The 11,251-nt window shown below is 45.4% G+C and carries 9 protein-coding genes; 4 read left to right on the top strand and 5 right to left on the bottom strand.

The window, feature by feature from the left end; all coding sequences use genetic code 11:
- Positions 1-137 precede the first annotated feature (137 nt).
- From JGK11_RS30805 to JGK11_RS30795, 3 genes are all read right to left on the bottom strand, one after another.
- Positions 138-2,594 carry a CHASE2 domain-containing protein gene (locus JGK11_RS30805; RefSeq protein WP_293214224.1) on the bottom strand — a complete coding sequence of 819 codons (2,457 nt, stop codon included), beginning with the start codon at positions 2,592-2,594 and terminating at the stop codon, positions 138-140.
- A 108-nt stretch (positions 2,595-2,702) separates the two neighbouring features.
- Positions 2,703-3,698 (bottom strand): DUF1822 family protein, encoded by a 996-nt coding sequence (locus JGK11_RS30800; RefSeq protein WP_293214221.1) that lies wholly within the window; start codon positions 3,696-3,698, stop codon positions 2,703-2,705.
- A gap of 451 nt (positions 3,699-4,149) precedes the next feature.
- On the bottom strand, positions 4,150-4,836 hold the full coding sequence (locus tag JGK11_RS30795) for a sigma-70 family RNA polymerase sigma factor (protein WP_293185680.1): 687 nt from the start codon (positions 4,834-4,836) through the stop codon (positions 4,150-4,152).
- A gap of 405 nt (positions 4,837-5,241) precedes the next feature.
- Here JGK11_RS30795 and glgA point away from each other — a divergent pair, with 405 nt between their 5' ends.
- From glgA to JGK11_RS30780, 3 genes are all read left to right on the top strand, one after another.
- Entirely contained in the window at positions 5,242-6,717 is a 1,476-nt protein-coding gene (gene glgA / locus JGK11_RS30790; RefSeq protein ID WP_293198513.1) for a glycogen synthase GlgA, read from the top strand.
- 238 nt (positions 6,718-6,955) lie between these two features.
- A complete protein-coding gene (locus JGK11_RS30785; protein ID WP_293185676.1) occupies positions 6,956-7,147 on the top strand; it encodes a hypothetical protein in 192 nt (63 codons plus the stop codon).
- A 44-nt stretch (positions 7,148-7,191) separates the two neighbouring features.
- A complete protein-coding gene (locus tag JGK11_RS30780) occupies positions 7,192-7,566 on the top strand; it encodes a DUF4342 domain-containing protein (protein WP_293185674.1) in 375 nt (124 codons plus the stop codon).
- 507 nt (positions 7,567-8,073) lie between these two features.
- On the opposite strand, the gene JGK11_RS30775 is transcribed toward JGK11_RS30780, so the two are convergent.
- Positions 8,074-8,424 carry a hypothetical protein gene (locus JGK11_RS30775; RefSeq protein ID WP_293185672.1) on the bottom strand — a complete coding sequence of 117 codons (351 nt, stop codon included), beginning with the start codon at positions 8,422-8,424 and terminating at the stop codon, positions 8,074-8,076.
- 32 nt (positions 8,425-8,456) lie between these two features.
- Complete coding sequence (locus JGK11_RS30770) at positions 8,457-8,630, bottom strand: hypothetical protein (protein WP_293185671.1); 174 nt, start codon at positions 8,628-8,630, stop codon at positions 8,457-8,459.
- Between the two features lie 279 nt (positions 8,631-8,909).
- Here JGK11_RS30770 and JGK11_RS30765 point away from each other — a divergent pair, with 279 nt between their 5' ends.
- On the top strand, positions 8,910-10,778 hold the full coding sequence (locus JGK11_RS30765; RefSeq protein WP_293214218.1) for an AAA-like domain-containing protein: 1,869 nt from the start codon (positions 8,910-8,912) through the stop codon (positions 10,776-10,778).
- Positions 10,779-11,251: the final 473 nt, after the last annotated feature.

Below are 11,251 nucleotides of genomic sequence, written 5' to 3'. Positions count from 1 at the left end.
TGTGGCAATACAAGTCTATTGAATAAATAATGTCACCTTCTAAAACAAAGGTATGTAGTTGCGCTTCAGCGCTCCGATCTTATATATATTAAGAGCGCTCAAGCGCAACAACGTACCTATTTAACCCTGAGATGGTACTAGATTCGCTTACAAACGATCGCAATACCACACGCCCCCAGCATTGCCACAACCGACGGTACCAAAGGCACCCACCAACCCTGGATTAGCAAAAACCAGCAAATTCCGACCAAAATCCCCGCAAAAGCGATCGCCCGCAACACCGCAAACAGCCTGCGCCGGCTGACAATCGCGATCGCGCTACCAACTGCTGCGCCGCCCAAAATCCACAGCATTTCCTGCCACACAGGCACAATTTGTAGCAGCGGGCGCCCATCCAAAGCAGCACTGATAATTTGACTCGACATTTGCGCTTGAAGTAACACCCCCGGCATTTTCTGGTAAGGTATTTCTCGCGCGCTGTAGGGTGTAAAAAAATCATCGGGATTGGAAATGGGCGCCGTCACACCTATAAAAATAATTCGGTCTTTAATCAAATTGGGACTAACTTTTCCTTCTAACAGTTCTGTCAGGCTAACTCGCTGAATAAAAGTTCGGGGCGATCGATAATTTAGCATAATTTGAAAGCCGCGATTGTCCAGGTTTTGATAAGCGCCTGTACTGCCGTGAATTGGTGCAAAAACTGCCTTTCCCAGCCCTATCTTATCTCCTGACAAAGTTTCTGGTGTGATGCCTTTTGCTGCTAGGTAATGGAGCGCAGCCCTCATGCTCAAAGAGTGTTCTGTAGCACAAAGATCGGTTGTCTGCGGCTGCATAAACAGCAAGTGGCGGCGGAGAATGCCGTCGGCATCAGCCACCACATCGCTGAACCCGAGGCGCTCTTTTGGCAGTGCAGGTGGCGGTTTGATGCCGCATTTGTTCGGTTTGCCGCTTTCTTTGACGCTGCACAAACCAATTAAACTTCGATCGCTCTGAAAGCTAGCAGCCAATGCTGCATAACCGACTCCGGAGGGGCGAGGGCGAAAGATATCCAGGGCAATCGTTTGCGGCCGATATTGTGCTAAATTTGCTACTGCTTGGGCGATCGTCCCATCCGGCAGCGGAAAGCCGTATTTTTCGATATCCGTTTCCGTTGCTTCCACCAGCAACAAACGCGAATCCGAGCTTTCGGCGGGACGCAGGCGCATCAATTGGTCAAAAGCTTGCAATTCCCATATTTGCAGCCAGCCCAGCGATCGCATTCCCGTGACAGAAACAGCACTAATTGCGATCGCCAACAGCCCGATTTGTAAGCGCCGCCTCCAAGGAAAAGGTGCTGGTTTATTTGCCAACTCTTGCCAAGTCGGCGGATTGGCAGCAGGATTTTGACAAATTACCGGCAGCCAATCCGCAGCGGGAATTTCTGACTCGCATTCTGCCAATCTTTGCCTCGCGAGGCGCACTGACACATACAAAGATTCCCCGCTGCAAAAAGAGGCGAGAAAATACTTTAAAAAATCTTGGGCAACTCGATCGCATACAGGTTCTCGCATTACGATCGTTTGCGGGATGCCCAAATCTTCAAACTGCCGCGCTATGCCCAATCCATCGCAAGAATTCAAAATAGCCAACTGCAAGCCACGGTTAACCGCTAGCTTGAAGCCTTGTTTCAGCTCTTCTACTGTTAAACTCTCGGTTTTATTGATATAAAATTTTCCCGATCGCCCGGATGCGTCGCTGTCACTGTGTCCGGCAAAAAATAAGATATCCCAGTTGTTTTCCCAAAGTTCTTGACAGATTTTTCTGCGATTTGGTTCGACCAAAAAAGTAACTTCTGCTGATGGCAATCCTTCCAAAAGTTTGCAGTCTTGTTCAATATTAATATTTTCACTGTTACCCAATATTGCTAAAATCTTTACGCGATTTGCAGGGTATTTTTCCAAATCCGCAGATCCCCCCCAGCCCCCCTTAAAAAGGGGGGAGAATTCACTCAAAGTCCCCCTTCTTAAGGGGGATTTAGGGGGATCTGAAATCGGAGATCCCCCCCAGCCCCCCTTAAAAAGGGGGGAGAATTCACTCAAAGTCCCCCTTCTTAAGGGGGATTTAGGGGGATCTGAAATCGGTATTTTTTTATAAGCTGTGGCGCTCAAGGCAATTTCGGCTTTCGGATACCCATTGAAAATATTCCAACAGTACCACGGTAAACGCCGCAAAACGATATCATCAGTTTTGATTAAAAATCGAACTGTATCCGATGGGTTTAATTGTACGAGTAATGTGTCTTTGAGTTTACGAAACGGTTCAGAGTCAAGCCAGCTATTGATTTGCAGGCTTAATTGTTCCGCCAACTCGCGACACTTGGACAACTGTGCTGTACGAGATTCGCTAATGGTAATTGCGATCGGCTTAATGCGGAAATCTCCCAAACTGCGGTAGACTGACTGCCAGCGATCGTAGTTGTCAGCTATTTCTAGTTTTGGAGGCAGGAAACCTTGGATTTCTACTGTGGCCCGTTCTCCTTCCGGGCCGATTTCCAGAGTAGCTCGCACGCCTTTTGTCAAGTTATCATCTAGCTTTAAGACAACTAATTTTTCCATGGTTGACACTCTCAGGTTTTTGATACACTGAGATTTTTGATTCCCCAAGCCAACTTCCTGGTAAAGGTTCAATTTTAATGCTGAACAGCTTATAACCAGCGGGCCGATTTAAGCGACAAAATTCTCTGCAATACAGACTTCTTTCAGTTTTACCACAACGCTGAAACATTCTCCGCGATCGGCAGCAAATTCCAGTGTCATGCAGCCGTTGTCTTTTTTGACGGCACAAGCTTCCATGACAGTCGTTCCTTCGCCGTCGATGAGTTTCAGAGTCAGGTTGAGCGGCAAGCTGTCCGCACCGGCGATCGGATGCACCTGTACTTTAATATTAATATCAGTATCAGTCGTTGGTGCGATCGCCACCAGCAAAGCTACAGATTCGGCGGGTACTCCTACACCCCTATCTAAATTAGGTTTTCCCCGAAAATAGTTGAGGGTTGTTGATACTGGTTCCGAGATATCTGGTGTCAGATGGATCGTCTTAGCCCGCACGACTGCGCTACCGTAACGAAAAGCTAAACTAGGTTCTGGCGGCGCTAAAACTTCTGCTACAGACTGCCAACTGGCCTCGAAAATATTGTGCAGCCACTGACTGAGTTGTACAGCTTTTTTGCTGCGTTTCAGACTATCCAAATGTAGCAGCAATTTTTCAAAACTTTGTAATTTGTCGATCGCCAACTCGCCAGCACTTGCAGTTGCCATAAATCCCAGCAAAGTAGCTTCTTGCCGCTGTGTATCGATTTCAACTGCTACTAAACCAATGCGATCGTCAGGTATTTCCAGCGGAATGTCACAAAACTTGCCAGACTTCACAGGGCGGCATTCCAAATAGCCAAATTGAGTTAATTTCAAATCTGCTGCATCGGTGCAAAGGCGCATAACAGGGTTCCAACTGTCGCTGGCTTTCAAATCTGTAGGAATATCCATCATTTCCATGTAATCTTTCACTGCACATACAGCTAAAGTGTTGAAATAAACTTGGCCTCTTTTTTCTGGTGTGATCAATCCTTTAATATTTGAAAATTTCTCTGCCAGCCGCAGCGCTGCGGTGGTAATGGGCAGTGGAATAGATGATTGCCTGATATTGTTAAGGTTGCCATTCATCGGGATTTTCCTCTTTGAACTATAGTTTTAGGATGAAAATTCAAAAACAGACTTTTCTCTAGCCTTTCTCAGGTAAGTCAATTACAGATATAGCCTTTCGAGCTCTCATATGAGGTACCCGACGTGCATAGGGCATAGGGCATAGGGCATAGGGCATAGGGCATAGGGCATAGGGCATGGTGCATACCTCACTTTTTTGAGAACCGCTATAGCAACTATTAGAAATTACCAATTACCCAATAGTAAGGGTTGTTACTCCCCGTATTTTTAGGCTTTTTGAAGAGCGACATTTTACTTTTAGTCTAACAAACATCGCTATTAACTATCAACTATCAACTATCAACTGTCAACTGTCAACTGTCAACTGTCAACTGTCAACTATCAACTATCAACTGTCAACTGTCAACTGTCAACTGTCAACTGTCAACTGTCAACTGTCAACTGTCAACTGTTATTCCAGATATCCTTGCTTTTTGGCAAAATTTCGCAAGCGGGGCAAACATTCTCTTTTATAAAAGTTGGGCGCAGTTGACGGTGGCAAGTTAAATTCAAGACCAATTTTTTCCCAGCAAGTCTCCGGAGGAAGACGCTTCAAAATTAAGATTTGGCAAGTGACATCGGGACGTTTTTTGATGTGAACGCTTTTTAACTCTCCCTCGGGATCTGCCAGCACCCATTTTTTAGTCTCTTCTAGGATAACTAGCGGACTGTCAGAATGAGTCGGCGGATTTTCGACATTATAAATAATGTTAATTGCTTCTGAATCTTCGGAAATTGACGGCGAAATAACTCTATTTTGGTGTTCTATTTGTGAGATTGAGAAGTCTTTCAGCCGCATCTTGAGATATTTGTCTAGCCAAGTAATGACGCTGCCCAGATTCGGATCGTAAGGTTTGTTTGTGGTATTGTCTTTGCAAACACAAACATTGCGACAAAAATACACCCAAGTTTGCTGCAAAGCATCGTTATAATGAGGCGTCGCTTCTTGCCAAAGTTTGCCAGATTTCACAATCAGCCTCACTATCTCGCTGAGTTTTTGCCGCCGCATCAAGCTTTTGGGCGGATGCGAACAAGCTTCAGCAACTAGCTGTTGCAGTTGTTGGCTTAAATTGTTTTTTTCATCCTTGGTTTCGGACATCGGCGAGGGCCTCCTGAAGAGTCTCTGGATGAATGCTAGACACGGCATTTGCGGGTTGAGTTTCCACAATAGAATCGCTGAGTTGATGTTTGGTAGCCAAACAAGTGTTGTCTGATAATCAGTTATCAGCATCCTGCGAGAAATTTTCGCGAAAATTCCACAAAAATTTTTGAAATATTTAGTTGACAAATGCCATCGAATAAGGTAAGTGTCGATTTTTGAGGCTGTGCCGCGTATGCGTCCTTTGTCTTCTCTGCGTTTGTGGGCAACAGCCCCGAATTCTGCTAGTCGAAAGCGCGATCGCCCTTTTATGTCTAACGAGCGACTTGCTTATTTGCTGAGAAATCATATACTTTGTCAAGTTAAGAAAATATTTTTTGATTGATCCAGGAGTAAGCAAAAAAAATGTACATCGTACAAATTGCCTCAGAGTGCGCCCCCGTCATCAAAGCAGGGGGTTTGGGCGACGTAGTTTATGGGTTGAGTCGGGAGTTGCAGAATTCCGGTAACGCCGTCGAGATTATTCTGCCCAAGTATGACTGCATGAGGTACGACCACATTTGGGGGCTGCACGATGCCTATCGGGATTTGGCGGTGCCCTGGTACGGCGGCGAAATCCTTTGCGATGTGTACTGCGGCTGGGTGCACGGGGTGTTGTGTTTTTTCATCGAACCTCGATCGCAAGATAACTTTTTTAACCGCGGCTGTTATTACGGTTGCAACGATGACAATATGCGGTTTGCATTTTTTAGCAAAGCTGCTTTAGAATTTTTGCTCAGAAGCAACAAGCGCCCGGATGTGATTCACTGTCACGACTGGCAAACTGGCTTGATTCCAGTCATGCTGTTTGAAATTTACAAATACAATTGGATGGAAAATCAGCGAGTCTGCTATACCATTCACAATTTCAAACATCAAGGTATGGGCGGAAGCGAGGTGTTGCAAGCAACGGGTTTGAATCGAGATGATTATTATTTTCAGTACGATCGCCTGCGAGATAATTTTAACCCTTTTGCCATCAATTTTATGAAAGGCGGCATTGTGTACTCGAATTTTGTCACCACGGTTTCGCCGCATCACGCTTGGGAAGCTCACGTCGGCGAGTTCGGCTACGGTTTGGGACATACTTTGCATATATATCAAGACAAGTTTCGCGGGGTGCTCAACGGCATCGATTACGATGTGTGGAATCCCGAGAGCGATCGCTATATTCCGCAACACTACACTGCGGATGATTTGGCAGGAAAAGCTGAAACTAAAACCGCTTTGCGCGATCGGCTGTTAATGCGCGATGCTGACAAGCCTCTGATTACCTTTATCGGTCGTTTGGACGACCAAAAAGGCGTTCACCTCGTCCACCACGCCATTTATTACTGTCTGAGCAAAGGCGCGCAATTCGTGCTTTTGGGTTCGGCAACGGAAGCGGGAATTAACGCGCATTTCCAGCACGAAAAATGGGTTTTAAATGACAATCCAGACTGCCATTTGGAACTTGGTTTTAATGAGGAACTGTCGCACTTAATTTACGCGGGTGCGGATATGATTGTGGTGCCGAGCAATTACGAACCCTGCGGGCTGACTCAGATGATCGGGTTGCGGTACGGCACAGTGCCTGTGGTGCGGGGTGTGGGCGGTTTGGTGAATACGGTGTTCGATCGCGATTACGACACCAACCACTTACCGGAAGAGCGCAACGGCTACGTATTTCACCAAACGGACTACTGCGCTTTAGAGTCGGCGCTCGATCGGGCGATCGGATTGTGGTATGACTACCATGATGACTTTGAAAAACTCATGATTCAAGGGATGAATTGCGATAATTCGTGGAAATATCCAGCTAAAGACTATGTGGAAATTTACGAACTAATTCGACACAAATAAGTTAGTCAGTAGTCATTAGTCATTAGTCATTGGTCATTGGTAATTAGTCATTGGGAGAGCATCTCACTTTTGCAAAAAAGCAATTTCTTTACAGTGCGAGCGTCCCCGCTCGCGATCTATAATCGCTCGCGGGGACGCTCGCACTATAAAATCAAAACATCAAAACTGAGATGCTCCCGTCATTGGTCATTGGTCATTGGTCATTGGTCAGTAGTCAGTAGTCATTGGTCATGGGTAATTGGTAATTGGTCAACTGCCAACTGCCAACTGCCAACTGCCAACTGCCAACTGCCAACTGTCAACTGTCAACTGTCAACTGTCAACTGTCAACAGAGATAATGTTTTGGGCCAAAAGGCGGGGGCGGAAAGTACGAATGTAGCTTGTAGGGTTTTCTTGCCTGTCGGTGCGAAGTGCGATCGCACAAGATAGAAGTATAGAAATTAAACGGCTGGTGTTCGCCCGCCCTACACAAAATGAACTCACAACAACTAGAACAACAAGTAACAATCCTCCAAGACGAAACAGCCGCCTCCGGAAATTCAGCCAACCCAACAGTTGAAACTCCTTTATTCACCTCAGAGTTCGTAACAGAGGAAAAAGTTAGAGTGGAAGAATTTAAGATTAGCGCCGACAGTTTAATTGGTAAAGTCAAAGAATTAATTGAGCAAGGAAAACTCCGCCGCCTCGTGATCAAAAACTCAGAAGGGCGGATTTTAGCAGACATTCCGCTGATGGCGGGATTGGTAGGTGGCGTTGCAGGGAGTGTAGTCTTTCCAATTGCTGCTGTATTGGCAACAGTTGGGGCAGTTGTCGCTCATTTGACTGTGGTTATCGAGCGAAAAGAGTAATAGGTACGTAGTTGCGCTTCAGCGCTCTTAGGATCGGAAATTAAATAATTTACACAAATTTGTGGGATGGGCTCGGGTGGCCCATCCCACGAACCATCAAACTGTAAGTTATAGCGATTCTCAAAAAGATTTGCGGACGTTGTTGGGCTTGGGCCCTCTTAGTGGAACTGGTTATGTAACCTGTCAATCGTACCTCATCTTTTTGATAAAGGCTATATTTAATTCTCAGTCCTTACATATATAATAAGAAAGAGCGCTGAAGCGCAACTACATACCAGAGTTATAAAAGGTACGTAGTTGCGCTTTAAAAGAGCGCTGAAGCGCAACTACATACGAATGCACCCGTAATTTTTATTATTATTTTTGAGAATATTTGGTTTCCGGGAATTATCTTGCATCCGGTTATATTAAACCTGTTTATTCTCGTCTTGCGTAGATCGGAAAGTTCATTCAGTCGGGAATATAATTCCCAGAATTATTGTTGGCTCGGCACGAGTTGTATTTGTGTTAGAGTACAAATTCTAGTTGTGCGATCGCGCGATTTCTCGCATCTTCGATGCAGTCGATCGCACTTTTGGCAAAAACTTGGCTTTTGGCAACAAATCGGCGATCGTTCAAATGGTCGTAAGCTTCCCAATTACCGCTAACTTCGCGATCGTGCCACAGAAACCAGCCGCGGTAGATTTCCCCGCTATCAATATCATCGCACAGCACCAGCCAATCATCACCCGTGAGAGCGCTGTTATCTAAGGCTACCAATTCAACCCACGCTAATGCAGTGCAGGCATCGATCGCATCAGCATCAACGGAGTTAGATTCTGTAGTGGTAGATTGTGGCGAGCAAAGTGTAGACTTCATAAATTCTCCTGAATGAAATAAATGGATTTATGCTATTTATGCAACTGATGGGGGACAGGAATTGGAAAAATGGTATTCTGATGAATTTGCGGTTGGTCAAATTTACCAGCGGCCGATGCTTCTGTTAAATTATTAAGTGTATTAATTGTCACAATTGAAGCAGTTCCTAAGGCGGCCATTGCCAATCGGTGTAGAATTTTGTTCATGGTGATGCTCCTGGGTTTTCCTTGATGTATCTACTCTAAAAAAAATCAGTGGTTGCTCGCAGGGGAGATTGGGGAGTTAAGATTTTTTTTTCTTTTCAAATATATTCACAGGTTGAAGCCGTTATCAGGACAGAGTTTGAGAAAGTCGATCGCCTAAAAACCCTCTACAAGTAAAATTCCTTAAATTCCGGCGGGCTGACTATCTCCCTTAAAATCGCTTAAAATAGGAACTTAAGGCGTTAAAGTTCCTAGATTCTTTCCCATTTCAGTGCAACAGAAGTGCTCAAGTCAAAACGCGATCGCGGTCGAATTCTCACAGCCCCTGGCTTAAAGAAACTTAATGAGGCGCTCCAAGAATGGTCTGACCGATATAACATTAGAGGTACTCTGACGGAAATCGAGGCCGAGTCGGGCGTTGGCGCGGATACTGTCAGCAAAATTAAGCAGGGTAGAGAAGGTGCGGATCTCAGCAAACTGCGACAGTTGTTCGCGGCGTTTGAGCTGACTCTGACAAATGGCGACCATCGATCGGCTAAACTAGACGATGCCGAAGATGTCGCTGAGTCGGACAATTTGCCCGCGGCAAGGGAAACAGCCCGCAGCAACAGAAGTGTTAAAGTATTTGTGAGTTATCGCAGCGCCGAACCCGATCGCGAATTGGGAAAACAGTTAGAAACGGCCTTAAGTGCGATCGGTCATACAGTCTTCACAGCCGAAAATAACATTAGATTGGGAGATAATTGGTTCGATCGCATAAACTACTTCCTCAAAGAATGCGATTATTTGCTATTGCTATTGCCGCCAACAGTCAGCCAAAGCGAACTGCTAACATATCAAGTCCAGCAAGCCAAAGAACTGCAAGACTCTCGCCCTGACAAGAAACCAATAATTTTACCGATTCGCGTCGGTTTTCCCTTAAACGTGCCTCTAAACCACGATTTGCGGGGCTATCTGTACCGAATCGAACAGAGGGAATGGCAAAAGGACGGCGACACTCCAATTCTGATCGAAGAAGTGTTGAAATTGCTAGCAGAAACTCCCGCACCAGTCAAAGAACAACCGGAAGATTTAACACCAAACCAAGTATTAGAAATTAGCAGCGACGAAATACCTCTACCCAGCGCCGAACCGGAATTACCCGGAGGACAAGTCGATGTCGCTTCTCAATTTTATGTAGAACGCCCGCCCATCGAAGAACGTTGCTATCAAACTATTTTGCAGCCCAGCGCGTTAATTAGAATTAAAGCGCCGAGACAAATGGGCAAAACATCCTTGATGGCAAGAATTTTGCATCACGGAACCCGTCAAGGTTATTGTACAGTGCCACTAACTTTTCAGTTAGTAGATAAAAGTGTATTCGCCAACTTAGATAAATTCTTAAAATGGTTTTGCGCTTACGTCGGACGCGAATTGCACTTAGCCAATCAACTAGACGATTATTGGGATGATATTTTTGGCAGCAAAGTCAACTGCAAAGATTACTTTGAGAAATACATCTTACCCCAAATCGACAGTCCTCTAATTTTAGGATTAGACGAGATCGATCGCGTTTTCCAATATCCCGACATAGCCGAAGACTTTTTAGGACTGCTGCGGGCGTGGCACGAAGAATCGAAGCGGCGGGATATCTGGAAAAAACTGCGATTAATTGTAGTACATTCCACCGAAGTTTACATCCCGATGAACATCAATCAATCACCCTTCAACGTCGGCTTACCCGTAGACTTGCCCGAATTCAACGCTGGGCAAATCCAAGACTTAGCAGCGCGGCACAATTTGCATTGGTCAGATGCCGAAGTTGAGCAACTTACGGCAATAGTCGGCGGTCATCCGTATTTAGTACGAGTTGCACTATATCACATTTCGCGAGGTGATTTGACTATTGATGAATTAAAAGAAAGTGCGATCGCCGATGCGGGAATTTACAGCGATCACTTGCGCCGCCAACTGTGGAATTTAGAAGAATATCCAGAGTTAGCTGCGGGGATGAGAGAGATTGCGGCGGCGGATTCTGGGGTGCAATTAAAGGCGATTCAGGCGTTCAAGTTGGACAGTTTGGGGTTGGTAAAGTTGCAGGGAAACGAGTGCGTGCCGAGGTGCGAGTTGTACCGGCAATATTTTCGATCGCACTTGAGCGCGATCGGGTAAAATATTGAGCGATTAGGTATCATATAATTCCAGATATTGTAGGGGCGGGTTCACCAACAATAATTGCCTAAAACTAACAATCTCATAAACCCGCCCCCACCAAACGAAAAATCACAATATTGTAGGGGCGGGTTCACCAACAATAATTGCCTAAAACCGACAATCTCATAAACCCGCCCCCACCCAACGAAAAATCACAATATTGTAGGGGCGGGTTCACCGACAATAATTGCCTAAAACCGACAATCTCATAAACCCGCCCCCACCTAACGAAAAATCACAATCTACCTCTTTTTACATTAAAACAGCCCATGAACGATATTTTTTTAATAACTTCCGATAATTGGCTAGATTGGATAACAGTGTTTGGTTATCCATTTGTGACAAGTTAAGAAAAAGTGCAAATTGTCAAGGGGGTAGACTTGCAAGAGGTAAAATAGGATAAAACCTTGACCGGGTAAGCAGTTGAGCCA

Origin of the sequence: Microcoleus sp. PH2017_34_RAT_O_A (assembly GCF_020737885.1) — a bacterium.
Lineage (GTDB): Bacteria > Cyanobacteriota > Cyanobacteriia > Cyanobacteriales > Microcoleaceae > Microcoleus.
This window is presented reverse-complemented; position numbering and strand designations above follow the sequence as displayed.

Coding starts and splice junctions, on each gene's coding strand:
- JGK11_RS30770 (WP_293185671.1), bottom strand. CDS start 8,630: ATGAACAAAATTCTACACCGATTGGCAATGGCCGCCTTAGGAACTGCT.
- glgA (WP_293198513.1), top strand. CDS start 5,242: ATGTACATCGTACAAATTGCCTCAGAGTGCGCCCCCGTCATCAAAGCA.
- JGK11_RS30795 (WP_293185680.1), bottom strand. CDS start 4,836: ATGTCCGAAACCAAGGATGAAAAAAACAATTTAAGCCAACAACTGCAA.
- JGK11_RS30780 (WP_293185674.1), top strand. CDS start 7,192: ATGAACTCACAACAACTAGAACAACAAGTAACAATCCTCCAAGACGAA.
- JGK11_RS30805 (WP_293214224.1), bottom strand. CDS start 2,594: ATGGAAAAATTAGTTGTCTTAAAGCTAGATGATAACTTGACAAAAGGC.
- JGK11_RS30800 (WP_293214221.1), bottom strand. CDS start 3,698: ATGAATGGCAACCTTAACAATATCAGGCAATCATCTATTCCACTGCCC.
- JGK11_RS30775 (WP_293185672.1), bottom strand. CDS start 8,424: ATGAAGTCTACACTTTGCTCGCCACAATCTACCACTACAGAATCTAAC.